This window comes from Bdellovibrio bacteriovorus (assembly GCF_001592745.1).
Lineage (GTDB): Bacteria > Bdellovibrionota > Bdellovibrionia > Bdellovibrionales > Bdellovibrionaceae > Bdellovibrio > Bdellovibrio bacteriovorus_B.
This window is the reverse complement of the sequence record NZ_LUKD01000001.1, coordinates 846,886-872,351: the sequence shown is the minus strand read 5'-3', so window position 1 is coordinate 872,351 and position 25,466 is coordinate 846,886. Positions and strand designations below refer to the sequence as shown.

The window sequence follows — 25,466 nt, the reverse complement described above, 5'->3', positions numbered from 1 at the left end:
ACAAAGCATCTCTAAAGTTTAAGGCCCTTCCTTTGGCCCTTCAATCATGTTAGCTTTAAGTCTCGGAACTGGTCAATAATCAGAAGAAATGTTCAAAGGGAAAACCGTGGAAAATGGCGCAAAATCAATGGATTGGAAGCAGGTCTTAAGTACAGCAATCAAGGCTGTCAGCTTGGGGCGCGAAGTGCTTCTCAATTATTTCGGTAACTTAGAACATATCGAAGAGAAGTTCCAAGCCGGTCTAGTCAGTGAAGCCGACAAAGAATCAGAAAGAGTCATCGCAGAGCATCTTAAGAAAAATTTTCCGACAATTGAGTTCTTGGGCGAAGAAAGCTTCGCCGCGAAAAGCGCGCCCGGGGCGAAGGTCGAGGTGAAGCCTGCCGGACCGGAAGGCCGTTGGATTGTCGATCCGTTGGATGGCACAACAAACTACATTCATCGCTTTCCGATTTTTTGCATCAGTCTTGCCTTGGAGATGGATGGAAAAATTCAACTCGCGGTGATTGATGTTCCCATGCTGAATGAAACCTACACGGCGATTCGCGGCCAGGGTGCTTTTGTTAATGGCCGAAGACTTCGCATTTCTAAGAATCAGGAATTTAAGAAAGCTTTGCTTGCGACTGGCTTTGTTGCTGAACACGAACATGTCATCGCAGAGCAGTTGAAAATCTTTGATGAGATTGTTCGCAAATGCCGTGGCGTTCGTCGCCCCGGTGCTGCGGCTTACGATCTCACTCAAGTGGCTCGGGGAGTTTTTGACGGCTATTGGGAGCGAAATATCCAGCCTTGGGATGCGGCTGCGGGCATCTTGTTAGTGGAAGAAGCTGGCGGCATTATTCAGACGTATAAAGGGGATGAATACAATCCTTATAAGAACTCGATCGTTGCAGGCAACCCCGCGATCGTAAAAGAAATTCAAAACATCTGCCAAAAGCACCTGCAATCACATACACATTGATCAACTAGGTAGCGCAATTCATTTTGCGCATAATAAAAAGCTTACTATGCCCATTTAAGTTTTGAAGATTCTCAATTATAAAGGGCCATCAAAGCGAGGACATAGTATGAAAACTTTTGTAACTTTCATTCTCATTGCGCTGACAAGCTCTCAAGTTTTTGCTGCGGACGCTTGCAAACGTAAAGTGGCTAAAGCAGCCGTTCAGCAAGCCCAACTGGATCGTGAAGAGTCTGAGATTCAACCCCCTGAATTGCATTTACTTTCTTCGGAGTTTCAAGGGAACAGATTGATTTCCGTTTACGAAGCCGATCTTTTGCACTGCACGCCGGGCGATTTAGATGCCTGTGGAAGTCTGACTTATGAAGTCGTGACGGCAGAAACAAATTCAACATGTCAGGTTCTAAGAATCTACATGACAGGCGAAGAATAAATTTTCAGATTTTTTTTAAAATGGAGGCGGCGACTTGTCTTCCCGTCTCCATGGCTCCATGAACAGTTCCTTGAGAGGATTTTTTCGCAAAGGCCTCACCGGCAAGCCAAATTTTTCCTTGAATGGGTTCTGTAATACGGTGACGAGATTTTTTTCTTTCAACACCGGTGTAGCTGTAGGCTCCTAAGCTGAACGGGTCGCGGCTCCAATTGTAGGTGTAATAGGTTTCTAGATTTTCAATCAAATAGTTTTGAGATTTCCGTGTCATCTTTGAAAGAGTAGAAAGAGCTTTAAAGGCTCGCTCTTGCGATGTCCAAGTTGCCATCTCCCAAGCTTTTGGGCCGCCTTGCCAGGCAATGAGGATATTGTTGTGAATAGGCTTCTTTGTCCACCAGGTTGGAAAGTAGTGATCGGGACCTGCTCGCATAAAGACGACCGGTTCCTTTGACAGTTTCTCCCAAAACCGCTCTTTGAATTCAAAAATAATTCTTTGTACATGACCCATGTGGTAACCCTGCAAGGCCTCTGTAATTTCCGTCAGGGCCGGCGCAAACTCGATGCGCGATAGGGGCTGATTGTTTTGCAAAACCGCTAAAGGAACCGTGACCACCACATGTCTCGCTTGGAATCGAACGCCCTGTTTTTCTTTTGTATTCGTGGTGACGATGACGTGCTTTTGCGACCATTCTATTTTTTTGACGATATGCTGAAGATGAACTAGGGCATTTATTTTTTGACCAAGCATGTTTTCAAAATAGCTCGCGTATCTTTGCAAAGGCCGAAAGGCACCGTCACCACCGATTTCGCCTTCGTCCTCTTGCTCTGCAAGGGCTAAAGACTTTTCTCCAATGAGCTCAATATCGGCTCCTTGGAATCCTTCAACATAGGCGATGAAAGATTGGCGATATTCATCGGGAACATTCTTAAGCGTCTTTAAAAAATCCGCAACGCTGCGATCATTCTTTGGATTGGCATTCAGTTTGTTGATGATCTTTCCGAACTCTTTGTCGAAATTTTTTAATGGGATCATCGAGCGGCCTTTTAAGAATAAATGCTTTTCTGGTGCCGTGACGAATGAGCCATTCTGCTCTTGGATAAGGTCGTTGAGAATAGGATGTACCCCATGCAGAAACTCAGCACCCAGTTCAATGGGTTCTATGTCGTGAGGTAAAGAATAAATGCGACCGCCCACACGATCACGGGCCTCTAGAACACAGACTTTTTTGCCAGCGCCTGAAAGGTGACGAGCACAGGTCAAACCTGCGGCGCCGGCACCGACAATGATGACGTCATAGATCTTACTTGCGGCCATATTGAGATTTTAAAATATGCGAAGAAGGGGAACAGTTGAATTAACGAGGAAGTGTTGACTCTCAAGAAAGGCGACAACGGATCGCTGTCGCCTGAAATATCATATTACTTTTGAAGGCGAAGGCGGTAAGAGCCAAAGCTTCTGATTTCTTTTTGGTAGTAACCATTTGAAGCGCGAACTTCGACAGTGGCACGTACAATCACTTCGAAGTCTTGAGGGTTTTCAGCTGTTTTATTCACGCTTAAAGATTGTGTTTGCGCACTCAAATTTTCAACGTCAGCTAAATTAAGAACTGAAACCACCTGATAGTTTTTATCAACGACCAAGGCTTCGTAATTTGAATACGTCAACTCAACCGCGACATTGTTATCCGCAATATAGTTTTCACGAGAAGGATTCGCGTCCATCACCCAGCGAGAGTCTTCACAGCGAACAACTGAAACTTTTAAAGATGCATCGAGGTCTTTTTGTGAGTTTGTAGCATTGATCAACTCAACCTGAATAGCCTTGCTACCTAAAGAGCCGTTGGTTTTCTGATTGCCTTGGCAGCGTACGATAGAACCATCAAATGTTTTGTAAATTTGCGCCGTTTCGGCAGAAGCCAGTTGAGTTCCCAATAAAGCGGCAAGAGTAATGAAAAGTGTTTTCACGAAAGCTCCTTGTGAGGAGGTAGTGATAGCAAAACCTCTAGTCAAAATAAAGGGAAGTTCGGAGGGCTTTGAAAGGTTTTTACGGACGTCTAAGACATAGTCTTTTGGGAGCCAGAAATACCGGTAATTTGAATGGAGTTTGATGCATTTGTTAGATGAAGGAGGCGCTTTTTGAAGCCGCCTCCTACGGGTGGCTCCCTCTAGTGCGAGAGCTTGTTTTTCATTTTATCAATGCCTTGATTTACCTTATCCGCGCCTTCGCGGTATCTCTCTTCCATGGACGACATAAGGTCGTTCACTTGTTTAGAGGCTTCTTCTTTCGTTAAACCCATTTTTTGTTGAACTAGACCACTCAGCGCTTCAGAGTTGCCTTTAGTTCTTTGGATCTCGTCGTCTGTGAGCTCGCCCCATTTTTTGCGAATTTCGCCAGAAATCTCTTTGATTTTTCCTTGGAAAATGTCCTTATTCATAACGACCTCCTGGTTGAGTTTTCTTTAAACAGGAGACCGTGGCTCAGCCAAACAGTCAAATCTTCGCGCCAAAACTTTGACTACTGTCAGAGAATTTCTTCTCGGTAACATTTTCCTGGGCGGCAAAATTTGCCTTAGATCAAATATGTTGGTTGCGATCTCCTAGACCTCGACCATGGTTGCGTTGGCATCCGAGTTGCTTTGTTTTCTGTCAGGACCACTCTGTGGTCTTTCATCATGGAGGATGAATGGCTGAAGAAAAAGCGGCAGCAGCGGAAATGTCAGCTCCGAGCGGGGGATCTGGACAAAAGCCTATTCTACTTATTGCCCTAGCGGTTATCAATATGTTGGTGGTCGCTGGCGTGGGTTTTATGCTTTATCAAGGTAAGAAAAAAGAAGCAGCAGAACCTAAGATTGAACAAGTCATTAAAGGTGAAGCCGAAGCACAACATAAAGAAGCCACGGAAGAAAAAGAAATCGTGGGGAAGGTTGTGCCTTTAGAAACATTCATCGTCAATTTAGCAGGATCAAAAGGCCGTAAGGTCGCGAAAGTAAACATGGAACTTGAGGTCAAAGGTGACCACGTTCTTGATGAAATCGAAAAGCGCAAGGCGCAGATCCGCGACATCATTATTATCATTCTTTCTTCAAAGACTTATGAAGACGTTGCAAGTCGTGAAGGTAAAGACGGATTAAGAAACGAAATTAAAGACACGATCAACTCTTTCCTAGTGCAAGGAAAGATTTCAAACGTGTTCTTCACTGAATTTATCTACAACTAAGGCAGGACTATGAATCAGGTTCTTTCACAAAGTGAAGTGGATGCTCTGTTAGCCGCGGTCTCTGACGGAGATGTCGCGTCGTCGGATACGTCCAAGCCGGAAGCGCAGAATGTCGGTAAAGTGGATGAGCGTAAGATTGTTTCTTACGATCTTACCAGCCAAGACCGTATTATTCGTGGTCGTCTTCCTCAGTTGGAAGTTATTTACGAAAAATTCATGCGTGCTTTCCGCGTTTCTTTGTCTTCAGCACTTCGTAAAATCGCCTCCATCACTTTAACTTCCACTGAGTTTTTAAAATTCGGTGAGTTTATTAATACGCTTCCAATGCCGACATGCATGAGCGTTCTACGTTTTGGTAACTTGCGCGGTTCGGCTTTGTTCGTGATTGAAAGTAAATTGGCTTACGCTTTGGTCGACAGTTTCTTCGGTGGTGCGGATCGTCCGTACACGAAAATTGACGGTAAAGATTTTACGCCGATTGAACTTTCGATCGTGCAAAAAGTCGTAGGTCTTGCAATCAACGATCTTGAAGCCGCGTGGGCATCTATTGAAAAAATCGGTTGTTCTTTTGTTCGTACGGAAGTGAATCCACAGTTCGTAGGTATCGTGCCTCCGACAGACGTGGTTATCGCTTCGACATTCGACGTCGAACTTGAAAATGCGACAGGGACGATCTCTATCGTAATTCCTTACGCGACCATCGAACCGATCAAACAAAAGCTCTCAACAGGCTTCCAGGTTGAATCAGATCAAACAGATAAAAAGCTTTGGACTTCGATCATTCAAGAACAGCTTCTTGAAACGGATATGGAAATCAAAGTGAACCTGGGTGAAACAGAAATCAAACTTCGCGACATGATGAACTTGAAAGTCGGCGACGTGATTCCATTGGATCAGGACGCTTCGGGAGAGTTCGACGTGACGGTCGAAGGTGTAAAAAAGTTTAAAGGTTATTACGGAATCCATCACGGAACTGTGGCAGTCCAAGTGACTCGACCGGTGACAAAGTAGTAGGGGGATAAAATGAGTGACGATACATTGGACAACTTAGCAGATCAGTTGGTGGCGGAAGCAGCCGGTATGGCAGATGGCGGAGCGAAAAAAACTTCTGCAGCTCCAACAGGCCAAAGCGATCGCAACTTGAACTTGATCTTAGACATTCCATTGAAAGTTTCTGTGGAATTGGGTCGTACAAAGATGCCGGTGAGTGAGCTTTTGAATCTGACTCAAGGTAGCGTTATCGAATTGAATAAATTGGCGGGTGAGCCGATGGAAGTTTACGTGAACGACAAGTTGATCGCACGCGGTGAAGCCGTGGTCGTCAACGAAAAGTTCGGTGTGCGTTTGACGGATATCATTTCTCCAGCTGAGCGCGTGGAACAACTTAAATAAGGTAGAGGTTTTAGATGCGTTTGTTGCTTTCTTTACTTTTTGTATTTTCAGTTTCTGCTCAAGCGGCAGATTCAGCAGCCACGTCTTCTGAACAAACAGAAATTTCTGCTCCGGCGGAAGCTGGTGTCGTGGCGCATGAAGATGGAAAAATCGACAATCGTAAAGAATCCGAGATTCCATTGAACTTGGATAAAAATAAGAAAGCAGCATCGGAAGGCGGCGGTTTCTTCCGCATCCTTTTCACTCTTTCTATCTTGGGCTTGGTCGGAACAGGCGCTTTTATTTTCCTTCGTAAATACTCTGTTCCTAAAGCTAAGAAACACCAAACTCAGATCAAAGTTTTGCAACAGCATTTCCTAGGTCCTAAGAAAAGCCTGGCGATTGTGCGTGTAGCCGGTGAGTCGATCTTGATCGGTGTGACAGATCATAACATCTCTATGATCAAATCTTTGTCCTTGCTTGACGAAGAAGTGCCTGAAGAAACTCCGCAAAGTTTCGGTAAGGTTCTGGGTTCAAAAGCTTCTTTCGATGAAGATTCTCAGGAAGAAGCTTCAGCTCCTCGTAAAAAAGCAGCAGCTTCTATTGAAACGGACGATGAGTTTGCGATCAGCGGCATCAAAGATATCGTTTCTAAACGCCTTAAAGGAATGAGGTCTCTTCAGTGAGAAAAATGAATTGGACTCTTTGCAGTCTTGTACTTTTGCCCCTTGTTCTTTTATTCACTTCCTCCGCATTTGCACAAGTCACACTTCCGACAGTGAATTTGGGTTTCAAAACAACTGACAACCCGAATGAGGTCGTGAACGCGGTTAAATTGATCTTGATCATGACGGTGCTGACTTTAGCGCCGGCGATCTTAATTATGATGACGGGTTTTACTCGTATCATCATCGTTCTTTCTTTCTTAAGACAGGCAATGGGTGTGCAACAAATGCCGCCAAACCAATTGTTGGTGGGTTTGGCTTTGTTCCTAACATTCTTTGTGATGCAACCTGCTTTTAATGAAATGAATCAAAACGGAATTCAACCTTACTTAGCAGGAAAAATCTCTCAGGATGCGGCGATTGAAAATACGCTTGCTCCTCTGCGTAAGTTTATGTTCCATCAAACGCGCGATTCGGATTTAGCTTTGTTTATCAAGCTCTCTAAAATCGATGCGCCTAAGACACGTGCGGATGTTCCGACGATGGTTTTGGTGCCAGCGTTTGTCGTCTCTGAACTTAAAACAGCCTTTCAAATCGGCTTTATCATCTTCCTTCCATTCCTTGTTATCGACATCGTGGCGTCCAGCGTTTTGATGGCGATGGGTATGATGATGCTTCCTCCGGTAGTAATTTCATTACCCTTTAAAATCATGCTCTTTGTCCTTGTGGATGGATGGGGTCTTCTCATCGGTTCGATGGTTAAGAGTTTCGGATAGAGGTGAAAGATGACAGACGAATTAGTAATTAGACTTGGACAAGATGCTTTAAGAACAACGGCGATGCTGGCCGCTCCGCTTTTGATCAGCACGCTGGTGGTAGGTTTGGCCGTGAGTATTTTCCAAGCCTTGACTCAGATCAACGAAGCGACTTTGACCTTCATTCCCAAAATGATCGTGGTGGCTTTGGTCTTTGTCTTAGCCGGTCCGTGGATGATGGATGTGATGAGCACATACACCGTCAATCTTTTTGAAAACATCGCTGTGATGGTAAGGGAATAGATGATCAACTGGAGCACGATGACAGAGGCACAGATTCTGCTTTTTGCGTTGGTTTTCCTGCGCATGATCGCCTTTGTTATTTCTTCAGCGGTCTTTGGCTCTCCGACAATCACGGTTCCGATTAAAGTTCTTCTTTCTATCGTTCTCAGCGTTCTTTTATTCCCTTTGGTGAAGGTTGGAAACGTCGATTACGCATTAGTTTCCAATGAAATCATCGGCTTAGCTATCCGCGAACTGATCGTCGGATTAAGCATCGGATTTTTAACCCGCCTGTTCTTCTTCGTAGTCACAATGACAGGGGACTTGGTTTCCATGTCCGTGGGTTTAAGTGCATCTCAGATGTACAACCCTATGTTGGGCAGTAACGGGAACGTTATTGATCAATTCTATTCAACTTTAGGAACATTGGTATTTTTAGCTATTAACGGTCACCACATGCTTATTAGCGCGATCGCGCAAAGCTACGATCTGATTCCGGTCAGCTCGCTTTCTCTGAATGTGGGGCCTTTCGCCGAAATGGCTGCTTACGGCCAAGACGTCATGCTTATGGCAATCAAGATGTGTGCACCGGTGATGGTGACCATCTTGTTAGTAAACGTAGCGATGGGGATCTTAGGAAGAGCAGTCCCCCAGATCAACGTCTTGGTAACAAGCATGCCCGTAACAATCATGATCGGTATGGCAGTGGTGTTTTTGTGCCTGCCTTTGATGACGATGGAAATGCAAAGTGTAGTTGATATCACTGCTAGCAAATTGTTCGCGGTGATGAAACACTTATAGTAACAAGCTTTTAAGTTCTAGGAAGGAACGAGATGGCTGCGGAAAACGGCGAAAAGACCGAAAAGGCGACGCAGGCGAGACGGGAAGAGTTTCGCAAAAAAGGGAACGTCGCCCATACAAAAGAGCTGGCGTCAGCGGCATTATTGCTTGCTGCGGCTGGTGGCGTGTATGTTTTGGGTCGCTTTTTCTTCAAGAACTTCTACGAACTTTTCCAATACTCATTCGGTCAAGACATGGTTGTGCTAGTGCGTGAAGGCAAGTTCACGGAAGCTTTCCGCTTTAACGGTGAAAAAGCTTTGATCTTGATCGCGCCTGTTGCCGGTATTGCGGGCTTAATCGGTGCGGTTTCTTCTTTGGCACAAGTTGGTTTCTTGCGTGTCGAAGATGCTCTTTCTCCAAACTTTGAAAAAGTGAATCCTGTAGAGGGCTTCAAGCGCGTTTTCAGTCTTCGCGCGGTCGTAGAAGCTGTTAAGTCCATTCTAAAAATGGGCGCGGTCGGCTTGGTTCTTTATTTCCTTCTTCGTGGTGAAGTTCGTCAAATCCCTTACATGCTGACATTCTCTGTTGAGCAGATCTTGATGTACCTAGGTAGCATCGTCGTAAAACTTTTGGGCGGGGTTGGTGGAGTGATGCTGGTGATTGCACTGGCAGATTATTTCTATCAACGCTGGGACCTTGAAAAGAAAATGATGATGACGAAACAGGAAGTCAAAGAAGAGCACAAGCAGCGTGAGGGTGATCCCATGATCAAATCACGCATTCGTCGTATTCAACGTGAAATGGCGAGCAAGCGTATGATGGCGGAAATTCCTAAAGCCGACGTCGTTATTACAAATCCCACACATATTGCGGTTGTTCTTAAGTACACGGACAATCTTCCGGCTCCGCAAATCGTGGCTATGGGTGCTGACCACGTGGCGGAAAAAATCAAAGAAGTCGCGCGCGAAAACAACATTCCGATCGTGGAAAACAAACCACTGGCGCGCACGATCTTTAAAACACTTAAAATTGGACAAGTTATACCTCGAGAGCTCTTTGTCGCGGTCGCCGAAGTGCTTTCATATGTTTATCGTTTGCGTAGGAAGAAAAGATAATGGATCAACTGTTTCAGTTCTTAAAGCGGTTTGATAAAATTACCAAGAATACCGATCTCTTCATTGCGTTCGGTCTTTTGGCTATTTTGGCGGTGATGATCATCCCACTTCCACCGTTCATGTTGGACATGTCTTTGACTTTCTCATTAGCGATCAGTGTTTTGATCCTGTTGGTGGCTATTTACACTGACCGCGCTTTGGATTTCACATCTTTCCCATCACTTCTGTTGATGACGACTTTATTCCGTTTGTCTTTGAACGTGGCGACCACGCGTTTGATCCTGACTCACGGACATGAAGGGGAAAAAGCCGCGGGTTCCGTGATCGCGTCTTTTGCCAACTTCGTTGTCGGCGGAAACTATGTCATCGGTTTTGTGATGTTCATCATCTTGATGGTCATCAACTTCATGGTTATCACTAAAGGTTCTGAGCGCGTGGCGGAAGTGGCAGCTCGTTTCACTTTAGATGCGATGCCAGGTAAGCAAATGTCGATCGATGCTGAGTTGAACTCAGGTCACATCACAGAAGCGGAAGCTCGTAAACGTCGTAAGCAAATCGAAGGGGAAGCGGATTTTTACGGTGCGATGGACGGTGCCTCGAAGTTCGTACGTGGTGACGCCATTGCCGGTATTATTATCACTATCATTAATATTTTGGGTGGTTTGGGTATCGGTGTTATTCAAAAAGGTTTGGATATCGGTACAGCCGCTAAATACTACACGATGTTGACGATCGGTGACGGTCTTCTGTGTCAGATCCCTGCGATCGTGATCTCAACGGCAGCCGGTATCATCGTGACTCGTACTTCAAATTCTGACAAAGACGTCGGTGAAGAAGTCACGGGACAACTTTTTGTTAAACCTCGCGCGGTGATGATCGCCGGCGGTGTGTTGATTCTATTGGGTCTTATCCCAGGTCTTCCAACGGTTCCATTCCTCGTGATGGGTGGTCTTCTTTGCGGTACTTCTTGGGTTATCAAGAAAGCTCGCTTGGAAAAAGCAGAAGCTGAAAAGAAACAGTCAGATGCTGCTTTGACTGCGCCGAAAAAAGAAAACATCGAAACAATGCTTCCATTGGATATGGTCGAACTCGAAGTGGGTTATGGTCTTATCAATATTGTGGAATCAGATTCTAGTGGTGATTTGCTTGAACGTATCGTCAGTATCCGTAAGCAATTTGCTTTGGATCTGGGGATCGTGGTTCCAAGTATTCACATCCGCGACAACTTGCAATTGGCGCCGGGTGAATACCGTGTCTTGATTAAAGGAAATAAAGTCGGTGGCGGACTTCTTCGTCCCGAATCCTTGTTGGCGATGGATCCAGGAAATGTGGCAGAACGCATTGACGGTATCGCGACAAAAGAGCCTGCCTTCGGTCTAGATGCTCTTTGGATTTCACCGGCTCGCAAGGAAGATGCAGAGATCGCTGGTTACACAGTGGTGGATTTGCCAACTGTCATGGCAACTCACTTAACGGAAATTGTTCGTGCTCATGCGCATGAATTGTTAGGTCGTCAGGAAGCTTCTACTTTAATTGAGAACTTCAAAAAATCTCATCCTAAAGTCGTCGAAGAACTTATCCCCGACATGTTGTCTTTGGGATCTGTGGTTCGCGTATTGCAAAACTTGTTAAAAGAGCAAGTGTCCATCCGTGACCTTCTAACGATCTTTGAGACTTTGGCGGATGAGGCTCCTCGCAATAAAGATATCGAAGTTTTAACAGAACAAGTTCGTAGAAATCTTGCTCGTGGTATCACGGCAAAATACACAACAGATCAAGGCAACATTCCAGTCATGACGTTGCATCCTATTATTGAGGAATTGATCGCGAACTCGTTGCTGCAAACAGAGCAAGGGGTTCAGTTGGTGATGGATCCAAATACGGCGCATCGCTTGATCAATGAAATCGCGCGCACCGTAGAAAACCATCCGGAAGTGGCAAGTCAGCCGATTCTTCTGACAAGCCCGACTTCGCGTCGTCATTTATATAAGCTTACATCTCGCTTCATTCCTCAGCTTGTGGTGCTTTCGCACAATGAGTTGACGTCAGATGCGGATGTTCAATCGGTTGCACTCGTGGAGATGAGCCATGCAGGTTAAGAAATTTGAAGCTAGAACGATGAAAGAAGCCTTAGAGATGGTGAAGACCCAGTTGGGACCTGATGCCATCATTCTTTCTGCCCGCGATAACAACAAAAGCTTTGGCTTGGTCGGGGAAGGTTCCGTTGAAATCACGGCGGCCGTTTCTGAAGAAACTTTGCAAAAAAAGAAATTTGCAGAGTCTCGCCTGCGTGAACAAGATCGCGAAAAATTCTTAAAAAGCCCGGCTCGTCAGCAGAAAGAGCTCATCCACAAAATGGTGGAAAAGCATGTGCAAAAGAGTCAACCTGCCGCTCCGATCACTCAACGTCGTTACATCGACATCGAGGATGAAGCCGAGCAACGCCAAAGAATGATGGCGGAAGAACGTGTTCGTTCCGCGGCTCAACGCGCCTTGAATGCTTTCCAGGAGCAAGATGAAATTTTCTCGACAAGAGGAAATGCGACGAAGAAAGCTCCACAACAACCGGCAGCTCCGGCTCCTGTGGCACGGGTGGCTATTCCGGCACAAACTGAATCTCCAGAGATTGCGGCTCTTAAAAATGAAATCGCAAGTCTTAAACAAGTTATCACTCAGTTCCAGCAAATGCCTCAAAGCTTCGTCGGCACTCACCCTGGCGCTGACTACGGTATCAACTACGATTTGAGTTTTGTTTTTGAAAAATTGACCTCTGCTGGAATGGCTAGAGAAATCGCCGCAGAAATTTTAACTTCGGCGCAAGAAAGTCTTCCTGCTTTGAAACTAAAAAACAAAGCTTTGGTGGAAGCTTGGGTGGCTCGTCACGTTCTTGATAACACCAGAACTGTTAGCAATCCGACAGCAGGGAAAATTCACTGTTTCGTGGGGCCTGCAGGTGCTGGTAAAACTTCGGCTTTGATTAAGATGGCAAGTCAGATGGTGGTTCGTGAAGGCAAAAAGATTGCTCTTTTCACGACGGACACTTTTAAAGTCGGCGCTGCTGATCAAATGAAGATATATGCGCAAATTCTGAATGTTCCGTTTTCAGTGATTCGTTCACAGAATGATTGGACAAGCTTGATGCGCTATCTTCCGAATGTGGACTGTGTTCTGGTTGATTACACAGGTATGAGCTTGAAGAATCCAGATGAGATTCAAATGTTGAAATCTCTTCTGCCGCCTTCCGCATTAAATCCAAATATCCACCTGGTTCTTTCCACGAATGTGAAAGACGCCGATGCGACCGAACTGGGACGCCGTTATGCGGGTATGAACTACAAAGACGTGATCTTCACTTCTTTGGATGAGTCAACTCAGCATGGCTCCATTTACAACTTTATGAAGCGCTTTGATATCCCACTTCATTCCTTCGGTATCGGACCTCGTGTGCCGGAAGACTTTGAATTCGCAACTAAAGAGCGTCTTTTGGATTTGATCTTTAAAATCACGAAATTCAAACAACAGGATTCAGAAGCTATATGAGAAACGTGAACTCATTCAATATGCATAAAACACGCACTATCAGCATTACTTCCGGTAAAGGTGGAGTAGGCAAAACAACGATGGTGGCGAATCTGGCTTTAACCCTGTCCCAAAAAGGCAAAAAGGTTTTGATCCTGGATGGTGACTTGGGCATGGCCAACGTAGATATCTTTTTTGGCGTGAAACCTTCGGGTAATATTCATGACATTCTGGCGGGGCGTAAAGAGATGAAAGACATCCTGACAGAAGTGTCTAAAGATGTATTTCTTATTCCTGGCGGCAGTGGTGTCGTTGAGTTCAATCATATGAATCACTTCGAGCGTCGCGCAATGGTTGAAGCGGTGAGCTGTTTGCCTCTGGGTTTTGATTATCTTCTTATCGACACGGCTCCGGGCATTGCTGAAAACGTTTTGTTCCTGAACTCCGCAGCCCAAACGGTTTCCGTAGTGATCACTCCGGATCCTTCCAGCTTTGCGGATGCGTATGCATTGATCAAAGTTTTAAACAAGCAATACAAAGTGAATCACTTCTCTATCATCTGCAATCAAGTGCGTGATGAGCAAGAAGGCTTGGGCCTTTATCAGCGCTTCAACGATGTTGTGAATCGCTTCCTCTACATTGGTCTGGACTATTGGGGTTCAGTTCCGAATGATGTGGTTTTGAAAAAAGCCGTGCAACAACAGCGTCTCATAGTGAGACACGATGTGGGTGCGGAATCATCCAAAGCAATTCGTCAAGTGTGTAGTCAGATCGAGAAATCTTCAAAGCAAGTAGAAAGCACCGGGGGCATGCAAATGTTCTGGGATCAGGTCGTAGGGTTTGCATAGAAGAGAAAAACAGATTTGGACTTTCGGGCCACGAACCTGTTTGCTAACATAGTTTTTAAGAGGGAAAAATATGGGGAAAAATGCGGCATTGTTGAAAAAGTACAAAGAAGAGCCACGCAAGCTCGCTGCGAATCAAAAAGATGATCTTATCAGAGAATACGCGCCGCTAATTAAGTTCATCGCGCAAAAAATCGCCGTTCGTCTTCCCTCTAATATCGAATTGGATGATTTGATTTCTGCTGGTGTTATCGGTTTGATGGACGCCATCGAAAAATACGATTCTACACGTGATAATAAATTTAAAACTTACGCTGAATTCCGTATTCGTGGAGCGATTCTGGATGAACTTCGCGCCCAAGACTGGGTTCCGCGTTCGATCCGTGATAAAGCCAAACTTCTTGATAAAACAATGGTTCAGTTGGAAGCGGACTTGGGCCGTACACCAACAGATGAAGAAGTTGCTAAAGCCCTCAATGTTTCTATCGATGAATTCCACGATCTAGTGAACCAAGTTCGTCCGGTCAGTCTTCTTCCGATTGATCAGGCGACAACATTCAGCAATACCGACAAAAAATCCATCATGGATATTTTGGAAGGTTCACGCACGAACAGTCCTTTCAATCAATTGAATGTTAAAAACATCAAAGAAGTTGTCGCGCAAGCTATCGAAGAGCTTCCTGAAAGACAGCGTCTTGTGCTTTCTTTGTATTACTACGAAGACTTGAACTTAAAAGAGATCGGTCAAGTTCTGCGTGTGACTGAATCACGCGTATCGCAACTTCACGCTCAAGCCGTGGCTCGTCTACGTGCTAAACTGGCAGCAACTATCGGTGCCGGCGAGCTTGAGATCGCTTAATTAATTCACACATATTGAAATAAAAAAAGGACGCTCGCAGCGTCCTTTTTTTATTTTGGGATAGTGTGACTTATCTTGCAGCCTTTAGAGGCTGGCGCCATCGTAGTTGTGCACTGGGAATTTTGTGAAGTCGACGCCATCGAGGCAGCGCACATTGATCGCGCGCGATTTTGTGCCGTCAGGAGATGTGCCGGCACCGAAACATCCTACGCCGCAGTTTGAGCAGAAGTAGTGGTGAATGGATTTTTTGCCGAATTGGTAGTCTTTCAATGATGCTTCACCAGAAAGAAGTTTGAAGTGAGACTCAGGAGCGAAAGCCAAAAGGTGACCTTTGCGTTTGCAGATGGAGCAGTTGCAGGCAACCAGAGTTTCAATAGTCATCTCAACTTCGAACTTCACGTTTCCGCAGTGGCATTGTCCTGTGTAGGTCATTCTTTTATGTCCTCTTCCATTTTGGCTTTAATTTTTTTCAAAAGGCGCGCTTCCATTTGGCGAACGGCCTCGCGAGTGATTTTGTACTTTTCGCCGATTTCCTGCAACGTCAAAGGATCGTCATTCAAGATGCGCTCATCCAGAATAATTTTTTCGCGGTCCGAAAGCTCGGGGCGAATCTCTTCGATCTTTTTCTTTAAGATACTGAGCTGCTCTTCTTTAGCCAGCATCTCGTCCAGAGGTTGATCATTCATATTTTTTTGAAGATCACCGAGGCTTGTTCCTGAGTCTTCATCCACCGGACGATCTAAGCTAACGTCCCGGCCCGACATACGCATGGCCATGTCGCGCACTTCGTCTTCAGGAATTCCCAGGCGAGAACTGATCAAGGCTGTGTTAGGCTCAATACCCATGGCATCAAGAGCTTCTTTTTCTTTTTGCAGCTGATAGAAAAGTTTGCGCTGGTTTTGAGTCGTCCCGATACGCACCATGGAATACTGACGCATTAAAAACTCTTGAATATAACCACGAATCCACCAGACAGCATAGGTGATAAGACGTGCCCCTTTATAGGGATTGAAGTCGCGTACCGCGTGCATCAAGCCAACGTTACCTTCTTGGATAAGGTCGATCATCTTAGCGCCGAATTTTGAATACTCGGCCGCCACTTTGACAACGAAACGTAGATTGGCTTTCACCAGGGCTTCAGCGGCGGCGGGATCTTTTCCTTCGAAATATTTTTTCGCTAAAGCCAGTTCTTCTTCTTTGGTCAAAACTTTGTATCGACGAATTTCATTCAGATACATTACCAAAGGATCGGATGAAGTGATGGATTTGGAAGAGCCGACAGTGACCGCTTTGGACTCTTGCGGCTCTTCGATATCAAAATCTTCATCGGGGGTTTCAACGGTATAAGCTTTTTCAGCCTCTGTTGAGGGTTGAAATTCGTCTTGTGAAGAATCTTCAACGATTTCGGCGACAACACTTTTCGTCTCGACCTTTTTTTCAGGCGCGGCTTTTCCAGAAGATGCTTTTTTTGCAATCTTCGGTTTCTTTTCCGCGTCCTTTTTTGGAGTTCGAGCCTTTGTTTTCGCCATAGAGGTTAGCCAAGGTACTTAGCCAGTTTCCTTTGCAGAGTTTCCTGCACTTTACCTTTGAACGGAGTGAGCATCAACGGCAGATCCACCGTGACAGAGACTTTACTGCCCGCGCCAGACGATGTAAGCGACATGTCAGCTTTGAACTGCGAACCTTTCAATGCGGCACTCTTAGAGCCGTCATCAAAAGAACACTGAAGTTTTGGGTCAAAGCGTCGAATATCCTGGTCGTTCGAAAGGAATTCTTTGATTTTAGAGTAAGCTTCCTCAACCGAGTGGCTGCTTTGGTGGTCGATCGTAAATTTAGGCATAAAAAAGTTCCTCTCTTGAGTTACGGTCCTTCGATTTTGAAAGTATATCGGGTCCATTTGGCAAAGACAAAGCTCTTACACTGGCCTCCGGAGATAAGGCTTACTTTTAGGAAGGATAAAAAGATGCTTTTTGACTGTATTGGCACAATGTGCAAATCTAAGCCCCAGTGCATCGTCACTAAATCCTTCCTTCACAAAAAGGTACATCTATGAAGTTTGTAAAAGAGCTTAAGCGAACAAATTACTGCGGAAGTCTAGGTACATCCCAAATTGGACAAAAAGTCGTCCTCATGGGCTGGGTGGATGTCCGCCGAGATCACGGAAGTTTGGTTTTCATCGACCTTCGTGACCGTGAAGGAATCGTGCAGGTTGTTCTTGATCCAAATAAAGCAGAAACATCTTCTGCAAAAAACCTGCGTGGTGAATTCGTATTGGCGCTTGAGGGTGTCGTTCGTGCGCGTCCTGAAGGCATGAAAAATAAAAAAATCAAAACAGGGGAGATCGAAATCGAGGCCACTCGCTGTGAGATCTTAAATGAATCCGCAGTCCCTCCGTTTCAAGTCGATGATCCTAACGTGAACGAGACCTTGCGTCTTAAACATCGTTACCTGGATTTGCGTTCACCGCGCTTGACGAATCACCTGATGGTTCGTCACAAAGTGGCGCAATTAGTACGCCGCTTTCTTTCAGAACAAGGTTTCGTTGAAATCGAAACTCCGATTTTATTTAAATCAACTCCGGAAGGCGCGCGTGACTATCTAGTTCCTTCACGCGTGAATCAAGGAACTTTCTATGCGCTTCCTCAGTCACCACAAATCTTAAAACAGCTTTTGATGGTGTCGGGTTATGACCGCTATTTCCAAATCGCTCGCTGCTTCCGTGACGAAGACTTGCGCGCGGACCGTCAGCCAGAGTTTTCTCAGATCGACATGGAAATGTCTTTCATCGATCAAGAAGACATCATGCAAATGAATGAAAAACTTCTGCGCACAATCTGGAAAGAAGTTAAAGGTGTGGATGTCGGTGATATCCCTCGCATGTCTTATCAAGAGGCGATGGACCGTTATGGCATCGATAAACCAGACACTCGCTTTGGTATGGAGATCAAAGATCTTCAAAAAGTTGTAACGGGTTCCGGCTTCAAAGTTTTCGACGAAGTTATCGCTCGTGGTGGTATCGTGCGCGGTATTGCCGTGCCAAAAGGAGCGTCATACTCTCGCGGTCAGTTCGACAAGCTAACGGACATGGCAAAACGCGCGGGAGCAAAAGGCTTGGTATGGATTAAAACAGAAGCGGATGGATCTTACGCGTCTCCAGTTTCCAAATTCTTCAGCCCTGAGAAGTTGGCCGAGATGTTTAAAACAGTCGGCGCAAATCACGGCGACTGTGCTTTGATCGTAGCCGATGATTTCGACACAGCTTGCGCAGCTCTATCAACGCTTCGTTTGCACTTGGGTAAAGAATTGAACTTGATCGACACTTCCAAGGATCATTTCCTATGGGTGATCGACTTCCCAGCTTTTGAATATTCTCCAGATGAAAAACGTTGGGTTTCAAGGCACCATCCGTTCACATCACCGAAGGACGAATACATGCAAGCCTTGATCGACGGGGATGAGTCTTCGTACGGTAAAATGCTAGCAAAAGCATATGACCTTGTTTGTAATGGCTATGAAATGGGTGGCGGAAGTATCCGTATTTACCGCACAGAATTGCAACAGGCGATGTTCCGTCTTCTAGGTATGAATAAAGAACAACAAGAGGCGAAGTTTGGTTTCTTGTTAGACGCTTTGAAATACGGAGCTCCTCCACACGGTGGTATCGCCTGGGGTATGGACCGTCTGGTGATGTTATTGTGCGGAACTGATGCTATCCGTGAAGTAATCGCATTCCCAAAAACAGCGAAAGCTTCAGACTTAATGGCGGACTGCCCAAGCGAAGTCAGCCGCGATCAGTTAACTGAAGTCGGCGTTCGTTTAAGCCCGCTAGCAGAGAAAAACTTAGAAGAAATGAAGAAGGTCTAATTGTCGTTTTCAACGACAATAGCACCAGACTGAGTTTGAATTTTAATATGACCCACTTCTGAAGGAAGAATCTCGGAAGTGGGTTTTTGTTTTAAGTTATTAGTCACTTTGCCAGAAACCGACTGTAAATCCGTTTCATAGAAAAGATCTTCAGGCAGACGCAAAGTCACGTTGCCTTCTTCGGTTTTAATAAGAATTTTGCCTTTATACGACTGAGGCAAATAAACATCCGCCGTCAATTTTGAATCCGACTCTTGCGTGAACTCTTCGCCATTCACATTCATCTGAATCCAGTTACTAGCCAAAGGCTCTTGAAAATCCACACGCAAAATATCTTTCTCTGCCATCTGAACAATAAAAGGCCCCGGCTCAAAACGAGGAACCTTCCCATGCAAAAGTACTTTCAGAGTAGGTCCCGAATGCGTACGCACAACCATATCCACACGACGAGCATTCAAAGAAACTTCAGAAATCCCCTGAAGAAAAAACTCTCCGGGCTCCTCATACTTCTGCCCCTGCATAAACTTATCAGTCACCGACTGAAAAGCCGTAAAAACCGACTCAGGATTGTTAAACACATACCCCATAATCAAAACAAGCCCACCGACCAAAATAAAAAAGAGCGCCGCTAAACCCATCAAAATTTTCTTAAGCATAGAAACCCAACTCTCCCAAAAACGCCCAAAAATATTCCAAATCAACGCGCCCACAACCCGCCGAAGACCAAAAAAACCCCACCCAAGTGCGAAACAACGAGCCCTTGGCGAAGCCCAAAATCCTACCGCGTTACGGTGTAGAAGCAAGGACCCCTCTAAGACGACATAGGTTGCCGTCGCGAGTTCCGCAGCAGCATGTTCCGAAGGAACAGCGTCAGCGAGGACTGTCCGAGCAAAGGCAACCTATGTCGTCTTCGAGGGAGCCTTGATTTCCACCCTATCATATGGGACCGTTATTCTAAACGAAAACAGAGGACCCCATGCGCCGTATACTTCCAGAAACCACCTTAGAAAAAAGAATGATGTGCTTGGGCGCAGTCTTTGTTGAAGAAAATCAAGTTCTTGATGAGGTGTTTCAAGTTGTCGGGTCTGATCTCATTGATGGTAAAGAATTAGCCCCAGAAATCCGCGATCAAGTTTTAGATGAAATTGGCGAGTACTTTTTTCGTCTGGATATGAATTACGGTCCCGAGATCAAAGGGGACTGCATCGGCATTCTTGAAGAATTTTGGGGTGTGACAGACAAGGCCTCGGCTTTGAAAAACTTAGAAAATATCCGACAACAAGGTCACCGCACAAAATTTAATGTCTTAAGATCGTCTCTTCCGTCAGACGGCAGTATTGATGCTGTCTCTTTAGAGAAATTCAAACAGATCTTCTGCTTTGATCTCGAAGTCGGGCAGGAAGTGCAAATGAGCAAAGAGGATTACACGAAGCTTGCTTCCTGGATCCAACGTACAAATAAATATTTAAAAGAGGCTGGTATTCTAGGATGGGATGCCGCCCGCTATGTTCACTTGGTTCGTCTTTGTTTCGTTACGGGTTATTTAGATGATAACGAAGCTTGGGCCGAAATTTTAAAACTCGCTCCTATAGTCGAAGGTCATTTCGAATCCTGGATGGAGTTTTCTCAAAGCTTTCTGATCGGTCGTACTTTCTGGTCGGGCAGTGATGATCCGCAAGTGAAAGAGATCTGTCAGAAGCTCTTAGGTCATCCTGCAAGTCCTTGGCATTTCATTCCCTGGACTTAGTTCCAGTTTTCCTCCGTCTGTCTCAAGTTTGAACGTTTTATTCCGATACATAACTTGAAGACCAAGGATGGCCTTCAAAATTCAACACACACGGAGGTGTGGTATGGAAAAAATCAGTGGAATTCTTCCAGCAAGTCCACGAACGCGTGTTGCCGACGTCTCTGTCGCGCAGCCTGCAAGACCCGGGGCTTTGGCACTTGGAAGACCCATGGGTAAAAACTCTCTTGGAGATCGCATCTCGCTGAGCAAGCAGATGGAAGAGATGAAAATGACCGGTCAACTTCCTGAGCCCGAGGCCTCTCCCGTTTATAAAAATCCTGGTGAAGTGAAGAAGTTGAAAGTTATTGAAGATCTAAATCAAAAGTTCTTCCAGAACCCGAAATCAGTCGCTCGTGAAGGGGATATGACGAAATCGGAAGAAGCGTTGACGAAGACAACAGACAACGAAGGTCTTTTCTTTGTAGAAAAGGAATTGCGCCCACAGCCAGCGCCAGCTCCATTAAAAGAGATCTCAGACAATAAAATCGCCTAAATCTTGACATCTCCCGTTTCGAACTCAAAGTAACGAAACGGGAGGCTCTATGCAGCCGGCAGCACGTACTTGGACAGTGATACGTTCCACTTGGCTTACACGTAAGCCCTCAGGTCGCGCGTGGTTTGCAGCATCCTGGTCCGTTCTCTTACTTATCATTGGCAGTGTTTTCTATTGGCAAAACTTCTACAATTCCTCCACTTGGATGAGTGCTTCGCAGTTCTCTGTTTTTTCACAACATCAATATTGGCGGCTGTGGACAACTTTATTTGCTCACGCTGATTTAGGACACTTGGCCTCGAACTCCATTCTATTTTTTATCTTCGGATATTTTCTTTCGGGCTACTTTGGCCTTTGGGTGTTTCCGATTTTAGCTTTTTTACTAGGCGGAGTGACGAACGCTCTGACAATTCTGACTTACGCGCCTGATATCAATCTTATCGGTGTTTCTGGAGTTGTATACTGGATGGGCGGTATGTGGCTCGTTCTTTATCTGATGTTAGATGAACAGCGCACATGGTTGCAAAGAAGTTTACGAGCGATGGGGGTCGCTTTAGGTGTTTTCATGCCTTCCACAGCTTTTGAGCCCAACGTCAGCTATCGTGCGCATCTGATTGGTTTTCTTGTTGGTGTGATGACGGGATTTATTTATTACTTGTTCCGCAAAAAAGAATTTAAATCCGCAGTGACGTACGAAATTGTGCGCGACGACGAGTTGCAGCCAGAGCTGCAACCAGAATCATCGAACTCACAAGTCGAACGGTTCTAAAAGGAATCCGTTATCCTCTAAAGAGCAAAGGCGATAAGCTCCTTTGAATCGGCGCTGTCCCGAAGCTTCACGACCGACAACGATCACGTAATCCAAAGACATTTGAATCAAGCGTCGAATGGCCGAAAGATTCCATTGCGGCGCACCCATTTGGATTAGCATCTCCAGACGAATCAAGGCTTGAGCCGCGTCTTGAGCATGCAAAGTTCCAAAGCTTCCCGCGTGTCCGGTCGCCAGCGCCATTAAAAAGTCTTTGGCTTCAGCACCACGGACTTCTCCCATAGCAATTCGATCCGGACGAAGTCGCAAGGCGCGCTTCACAAGTTGAGTTTGATCAATCGCGGGTAAAACATTTTGCGGATCTTCACGAGTCAAAAGTTTCATACTGGCTTTATTCGGCAAAGGGATTTCAGAAGTGTCTTCGATAATCACGACGCGTTCATTTTCCGGAAGTAAATTTAAGAATGAATTCAAAACGGACGTCTTACCCGAGCCGGTAGAACCCACGACTAAAAAATTCTTTTTCTTATCGATCAGCTCCCGAAAGATTCGCAGGTCTTCGGGGCGACACCAGCCGATGTCGGCAAGCTTCAAAAATGTCCAAGGATTTTTCGGATGGCGTCGCAAAGTCAGATGAACGGAAGACTGAGTGATATCACTTCCGATCATGCTCAAACGAAAATCCCTAAAAGCCCCGTCAGCCGTAGGAAATTCCTTGGTAATATGTGCATTGGCTTCGTGACACAAACGGTCCAAGCAGTTGCGAAAGCTTAAATCCGAAAAGAACGAATCCGGGTGACGAAAAAGTTTTCCTTCACGCTCAATCCAGATAGATTGAGGACCGTTCACCATAATCTCTGTGATACTTTGGTCTTCTAAAAGATCCGAAAGGGGCCCCCAAGTATTGATTTCGTTTAAAACACGCGTGCAGACATCTTGTTCGTGGGAAGTCAGATGCTTTTCCACGATTTGCTCCACCTTCTTTGAACGCAAAGAGCTGGCTTCTTCCGGGGAAAGCAAAAATTCATTCAAAGGAATTTGCTGAATATCTTCTTGAATTTTGTCGTAAACGGTTTTTGCTGCGATCATCATAAATCTTCTCCACGAGCTTGAAGGTGCTCTTGACCAACGCCACTGTCGCCCTCTTTAAGAATGGTCGGTCGAACAAAGATCACCAGTTCAGAACGATTCTCGCGAAAATCTTTGCTGGAAAAAAGAGCGCCAATGACGGGGAGTCGCGACAACATCGGAAGTCCTGTCGAAGATTCGCCTTCTTCATTTTTCAAGAGTCCTGAAAGCGCAATGGTTTGCGGACGAGTTAGATCAAAGTGACTAGACACGCGATTCGTTAACACTCCGGGAATATCACCGGTGCCATTGGCTTTATCTAAAGTCGTCACTTCGGTTTCAATGGAAAGACTGATGCGGCCGGAAGAGTCCGCTTTGGGTTTTACGCGCAGTAAAATACCGTAACGCTTCCAAACGACTTCTGAAGCTTTATAGCTGAGAATACGAATCGGGAATTCGCCACCAGCGAGGAATTCTGCTTCTTTTCCACTTCGGCAAAGAATATTGGGACTTGCCAAAATTTTTCCGTCGCCATTTTCTTCTAAGGCGTGGAGATTGAATGGAAGACCATCTTCGACCTCCCATTTTCCGGAAGGCATCAATTTAGCGGCATAAGAAGCGGGCCACTCCAGACCGTACTTCATGGCATGACTTCTTTTAATTTCGGCCACCGTGATCTGTACTTTTACCGTGGGGGCAATTTCTAAACTACTGTCGTCGCGAATCACTCGTACGCCGTACGGATTTAATAATTTGACGTATTTTTTGTAAAGGTCTTCGGAAGCACTAATGCGAGCCTCGATACCCTCGGAAAAAATAAGAGTTTGTGGCGGCAGCTTTGAAGTCTCTAAAATTTCACGAAACAGGGAGTGGGCTTTTGTTTGAAGTTCTTCCGAGAAGCTTGCACGCATTTGATAAGTCAAACCTCGCGCGCGTGCAAAACCAGAAAGTCTTTGCCAGTCCTGGAGGCGATAAAGCTGACCTTTCACCAAGAGATCACCTTCAGAAATTTCAGCCGAGAGTCCCACAATGTTTTTGAGTTCATTTTGTAGCTCAGTAAATGAGTCTGTTTTCGTTGGATGAAGGACTTGAATGCGATAAACAACCGAGCCCAGCTTCAAAGTCGTTTGACCTTCGCGAGTGCCTCGAATGGTAAGGCTTGAACCTTGACCTTCAGCTTTTAAGATATCTCGATCTTGAATCCAAACGGTGGATTGACCGTTGAGAGCAAGCCTTCGTGATTCGCCCAAAGAAAGAGTGAGGTTTTTATCCTGGGCCCAAGTCAAAGAGACAAAGAATGTGATGGAAAGAAAAAGTGTTTTCATGCTCCGAGGCCAGAGCAATCTAGAAGTCGGACGCCGAGCTGCTTTTAAAAAAGCTTAGGGACGGCGTCCGGACGATTCAACCGACCGCGAGTTCAAAGAAAACCATCACGCCTTGATTGGTATTCTTAAACTGCAACTGGGATTGATGTGATTTTAAAATAGACTGACAGATCGTAAGCCCTAGGCCCGTTCCCGTCGAGTGGTGCATAACATCTTCATCAATATAAAACGGTTTCGTGATTTTATCGACCACCGAGTTTGGAAGGTGCGGCCCCTTGTTGTGAACCAAGAACCTTAGGTTCGCACCATTGCGGATGGATTCAATATGAATCTCGCTGCCTTCTTCACCGAATTTGGCGGCATTATGGATCAAACGAAGCATCACCTGTTTAATCAAACGGGCGTCTGCTTTTACCGTCACGGGTTCGAGTTTAGAAACCAGCTTCTGCTGTTTCCTTTGTAAAAGATCATTCACGTCCTTCGAAAGACTTTCGTCAAACTGAGTGAACGCAATACTTTGCATGTCGATCTTGAGCTGGTTTGTTTCAGCACGAACCACAAGCAAAACATCTTCCACTAAAGTTTTCAGACGTTCCGCGCTTTTAGTGATTCGGTTGACCATCAACTTGTCTTCATCATTTAAGTTGGATTCAGCCAGTAGGGAAGAAAAGCTGAGGATGGATGTTAAAGGTGTCTTTAATTCATGATTAATCAGAATCATGAAATTAGATTTGGCAACATCCAAGCTTTTAAGTTCATCCAAAGCTTTTCCAAGTTCCGCATTTTTCTGTTTAAGCTCTTGTCCGAGCGCGAATCTTTCAATAGCGTGCTCAACGGTGTTCGTAAGATCCACAGGGTCCCAAGGCTTGGTCAGGTAACGGAAGATCTGTCCTTTATTGACGGCCATGATCACGGATTCAAGATCTGTGTAACCAGTAAGAAGAATGCGAATCGTCTCAGGATGAGATTCCAAAGTTCTTTCTAAAAATTCGACGCCAGTCATTTCTGGCATTCTTTGATCGGTGATGATTAAAGAAACGGGTCCTGGATGTTCGTCGAGAACAGCCAGAGCCTCTTTACCTGAGGTGGCCTTTAGTACGGTAAATTTCTTACGAAACAACCTTTCTAAGGCATCAACGTTATCTATTTCATCATCTACACAAAGAATTGTGTGCTTCACCATAAAAGCTAGTGTAGGATTTGAAAAAGAGCAGTGCAAAGGAATTTGCACAAGGCCGGTTTGTTGTCATGGATGATAACGAGGAAGAGAGAGAAACTCTGCTGTCCCACAGCTGTTTTTTCACCTAGACAGGAGTCTAGTTTCATACTCTTTCAACATTTTTGCTCAGAAATGAGTCAAGTCTGCGT

At 45.4% G+C, this 25,466-nt stretch carries 27 protein-coding genes and 1 pseudogene; 18 read left to right on the top strand and 10 right to left on the bottom strand.

The window, feature by feature from the left end; genetic code table 11:
- Nucleotides 1-88: 88 nt before the first annotated feature.
- The gene (locus tag AZI87_RS04095) at nucleotides 89-958 is read left to right on the top strand and encodes an inositol monophosphatase family protein (protein WP_253696417.1); all 870 of its coding nucleotides are present in this window, start codon (nucleotides 89-91) and stop codon (nucleotides 956-958) included.
- Between the two features lie 106 nt (nucleotides 959-1,064).
- Nucleotides 1,065-1,388, top strand: a complete 324-nt coding sequence (locus tag AZI87_RS04090; RefSeq protein ID WP_063205134.1) for a hypothetical protein — start codon at nucleotides 1,065-1,067, stop codon at nucleotides 1,386-1,388.
- A gap of 4 nt (nucleotides 1,389-1,392) precedes the next feature.
- Here the strand turns inward: AZI87_RS04090 and AZI87_RS04085 are convergent, their stop codons facing one another.
- The 3 genes from AZI87_RS04085 to AZI87_RS04075 form a co-directional block, all read right to left on the bottom strand.
- Nucleotides 1,393-2,700 (bottom strand): flavin monoamine oxidase family protein, encoded by a 1,308-nt coding sequence (locus AZI87_RS04085; protein ID WP_063205133.1) that lies wholly within the window; start codon nucleotides 2,698-2,700, stop codon nucleotides 1,393-1,395.
- A gap of 104 nt (nucleotides 2,701-2,804) precedes the next feature.
- Nucleotides 2,805-3,350, bottom strand: coding sequence for a hypothetical protein (locus AZI87_RS04080; protein WP_063205132.1), 546 nt, complete (start codon nucleotides 3,348-3,350; stop codon nucleotides 2,805-2,807).
- Nucleotides 3,351-3,550: 200 nt separating this feature from the next.
- Nucleotides 3,551-3,820 (bottom strand): CsbD family protein, encoded by a 270-nt coding sequence (locus AZI87_RS04075; protein ID WP_063205131.1) that lies wholly within the window; start codon nucleotides 3,818-3,820, stop codon nucleotides 3,551-3,553.
- A gap of 248 nt (nucleotides 3,821-4,068) precedes the next feature.
- Between AZI87_RS04075 and AZI87_RS04070 the strand changes: the two genes are divergently transcribed.
- From AZI87_RS04070 to AZI87_RS04015, 12 genes and pseudogenes are all read left to right on the top strand, one after another.
- The gene (locus tag AZI87_RS04070) at nucleotides 4,069-4,602 is read left to right on the top strand and encodes a flagellar basal body-associated FliL family protein (RefSeq protein WP_063205130.1); all 534 of its coding nucleotides are present in this window, start codon (nucleotides 4,069-4,071) and stop codon (nucleotides 4,600-4,602) included.
- Nucleotides 4,603-4,611: 9 nt separating this feature from the next.
- A complete protein-coding gene (gene fliM / locus AZI87_RS04065) occupies nucleotides 4,612-5,613 on the top strand; it encodes a flagellar motor switch protein FliM (protein ID WP_063205129.1) in 1,002 nt (333 codons plus the stop codon).
- A 129-nt stretch (nucleotides 5,614-5,742) separates the two neighbouring features.
- Nucleotides 5,743-5,994 (top strand): annotated as a pseudogene (fliN, locus tag AZI87_RS04060) (flagellar motor switch protein FliN); the annotation flags it as partial.
- 14 nt (nucleotides 5,995-6,008) lie between these two features.
- The gene (locus AZI87_RS04055) at nucleotides 6,009-6,659 is read left to right on the top strand and encodes a FliO/MopB family protein (RefSeq protein WP_063205127.1); all 651 of its coding nucleotides are present in this window, start codon (nucleotides 6,009-6,011) and stop codon (nucleotides 6,657-6,659) included.
- 5 nt (nucleotides 6,660-6,664) lie between these two features.
- Nucleotides 6,665-7,414, top strand: a complete 750-nt coding sequence (gene fliP, locus AZI87_RS04050) for a flagellar type III secretion system pore protein FliP (RefSeq protein WP_063206561.1) — start codon at nucleotides 6,665-6,667, stop codon at nucleotides 7,412-7,414.
- A 9-nt stretch (nucleotides 7,415-7,423) separates the two neighbouring features.
- Nucleotides 7,424-7,696 carry a flagellar biosynthesis protein FliQ gene (fliQ, locus tag AZI87_RS04045; protein WP_041870835.1) on the top strand — a complete coding sequence of 91 codons (273 nt, stop codon included), beginning with the start codon at nucleotides 7,424-7,426 and terminating at the stop codon, nucleotides 7,694-7,696.
- Nucleotides 7,697-8,476 carry a flagellar biosynthetic protein FliR gene (fliR, locus tag AZI87_RS04040; RefSeq protein WP_063205126.1) on the top strand — a complete coding sequence of 260 codons (780 nt, stop codon included), beginning with the start codon at nucleotides 7,697-7,699 and terminating at the stop codon, nucleotides 8,474-8,476. It begins immediately after the preceding gene.
- Nucleotides 8,477-8,508: 32 nt separating this feature from the next.
- A complete protein-coding gene (flhB, locus tag AZI87_RS04035) occupies nucleotides 8,509-9,570 on the top strand; it encodes a flagellar biosynthesis protein FlhB (RefSeq protein ID WP_063205125.1) in 1,062 nt (353 codons plus the stop codon).
- Entirely contained in the window at nucleotides 9,570-11,669 is a 2,100-nt protein-coding gene (gene flhA, locus AZI87_RS04030; RefSeq protein ID WP_063205124.1) for a flagellar biosynthesis protein FlhA, read from the top strand. Before flhB ends, flhA begins: the two co-directional genes overlap by 1 nt.
- On the top strand, nucleotides 11,659-13,110 hold the full coding sequence (gene flhF, locus AZI87_RS04025; protein ID WP_063205123.1) for a flagellar biosynthesis protein FlhF: 1,452 nt from the start codon (nucleotides 11,659-11,661) through the stop codon (nucleotides 13,108-13,110). Before flhA ends, flhF begins: the two co-directional genes overlap by 11 nt.
- Nucleotides 13,107-13,937 (top strand): MinD/ParA family protein, encoded by an 831-nt coding sequence (locus AZI87_RS04020; RefSeq protein WP_063205122.1) that lies wholly within the window; start codon nucleotides 13,107-13,109, stop codon nucleotides 13,935-13,937. The genes flhF and AZI87_RS04020 overlap by 4 nt, the downstream gene beginning before the upstream one ends.
- A gap of 70 nt (nucleotides 13,938-14,007) precedes the next feature.
- Nucleotides 14,008-14,793 carry a FliA/WhiG family RNA polymerase sigma factor gene (locus AZI87_RS04015; protein WP_041870846.1) on the top strand — a complete coding sequence of 262 codons (786 nt, stop codon included), beginning with the start codon at nucleotides 14,008-14,010 and terminating at the stop codon, nucleotides 14,791-14,793.
- Between the two features lie 84 nt (nucleotides 14,794-14,877).
- Here AZI87_RS04015 and AZI87_RS04010 read toward each other — a convergent pair whose 3' ends face one another.
- Genes AZI87_RS04010 through AZI87_RS04000 form a run of 3 tightly spaced genes read right to left on the bottom strand, consistent with a single transcriptional unit; the run spans nucleotide 14,878 to nucleotide 16,633 of the window.
- Entirely contained in the window at nucleotides 14,878-15,225 is a 348-nt protein-coding gene (locus AZI87_RS04010) for a GFA family protein (protein WP_063205121.1), read from the bottom strand.
- A complete protein-coding gene (locus AZI87_RS04005) occupies nucleotides 15,222-16,322 on the bottom strand; it encodes a sigma-70 family RNA polymerase sigma factor (RefSeq protein WP_063205120.1) in 1,101 nt (366 codons plus the stop codon). The genes AZI87_RS04010 and AZI87_RS04005 overlap by 4 nt, the downstream gene beginning before the upstream one ends.
- Nucleotides 16,323-16,327: 5 nt before the next feature.
- Complete coding sequence (locus tag AZI87_RS04000) at nucleotides 16,328-16,633, bottom strand: polyhydroxyalkanoic acid system family protein (RefSeq protein WP_063205119.1); 306 nt, start codon at nucleotides 16,631-16,633, stop codon at nucleotides 16,328-16,330.
- A gap of 209 nt (nucleotides 16,634-16,842) precedes the next feature.
- Here AZI87_RS04000 and aspS point away from each other — a divergent pair, with 209 nt between their 5' ends.
- Nucleotides 16,843-18,657 (top strand): aspartate--tRNA ligase, encoded by a 1,815-nt coding sequence (gene aspS, locus AZI87_RS03995; RefSeq protein WP_063205118.1) that lies wholly within the window; start codon nucleotides 16,843-16,845, stop codon nucleotides 18,655-18,657.
- Here the strand turns inward: aspS and AZI87_RS03990 are convergent.
- The gene (locus AZI87_RS03990; RefSeq protein ID WP_063205117.1) at nucleotides 18,654-19,313 is read right to left on the bottom strand and encodes a hypothetical protein; all 660 of its coding nucleotides are present in this window, start codon (nucleotides 19,311-19,313) and stop codon (nucleotides 18,654-18,656) included. The two genes, aspS and AZI87_RS03990, sit on opposite strands and share 4 nt — an antisense overlap.
- Nucleotides 19,314-19,633: 320 nt before the next feature.
- Between AZI87_RS03990 and AZI87_RS03985 the strand changes: the two genes are divergently transcribed.
- From AZI87_RS03985 to AZI87_RS03975, 3 genes are all read left to right on the top strand, one after another.
- A complete protein-coding gene (locus AZI87_RS03985) occupies nucleotides 19,634-20,404 on the top strand; it encodes a DUF1266 domain-containing protein (protein ID WP_063205116.1) in 771 nt (256 codons plus the stop codon).
- 103 nt (nucleotides 20,405-20,507) lie between these two features.
- Nucleotides 20,508-20,936, top strand: coding sequence for a hypothetical protein (locus AZI87_RS03980; protein ID WP_063205115.1), 429 nt, complete (start codon nucleotides 20,508-20,510; stop codon nucleotides 20,934-20,936).
- Nucleotides 20,937-20,985: 49 nt separating this feature from the next.
- Nucleotides 20,986-21,705 carry a rhomboid family intramembrane serine protease gene (locus AZI87_RS03975; RefSeq protein WP_063205114.1) on the top strand — a complete coding sequence of 240 codons (720 nt, stop codon included), beginning with the start codon at nucleotides 20,986-20,988 and terminating at the stop codon, nucleotides 21,703-21,705.
- On the opposite strand, the gene AZI87_RS03970 is transcribed toward AZI87_RS03975, so the two are convergent.
- The 3 genes from AZI87_RS03970 to AZI87_RS03960 all read right to left on the bottom strand — a co-directional run bounded on the left by AZI87_RS03970 (nucleotide 21,685) and on the right by AZI87_RS03960 (nucleotide 25,281).
- On the bottom strand, nucleotides 21,685-22,797 hold the full coding sequence (locus tag AZI87_RS03970; protein ID WP_063205113.1) for a CpaF family protein: 1,113 nt from the start codon (nucleotides 22,795-22,797) through the stop codon (nucleotides 21,685-21,687). The two genes, AZI87_RS03975 and AZI87_RS03970, sit on opposite strands and share 21 nt — an antisense overlap.
- Nucleotides 22,794-24,098 carry a type II and III secretion system protein gene (locus AZI87_RS03965; protein WP_063205112.1) on the bottom strand — a complete coding sequence of 435 codons (1,305 nt, stop codon included), beginning with the start codon at nucleotides 24,096-24,098 and terminating at the stop codon, nucleotides 22,794-22,796. Before AZI87_RS03965 ends, AZI87_RS03970 begins: the two co-directional genes overlap by 4 nt.
- A gap of 76 nt (nucleotides 24,099-24,174) precedes the next feature.
- Nucleotides 24,175-25,281, bottom strand: a complete 1,107-nt coding sequence (locus tag AZI87_RS03960) for a hybrid sensor histidine kinase/response regulator (RefSeq protein WP_063206560.1) — start codon at nucleotides 25,279-25,281, stop codon at nucleotides 24,175-24,177.
- Nucleotides 25,282-25,466 lie beyond the last annotated feature (185 nt).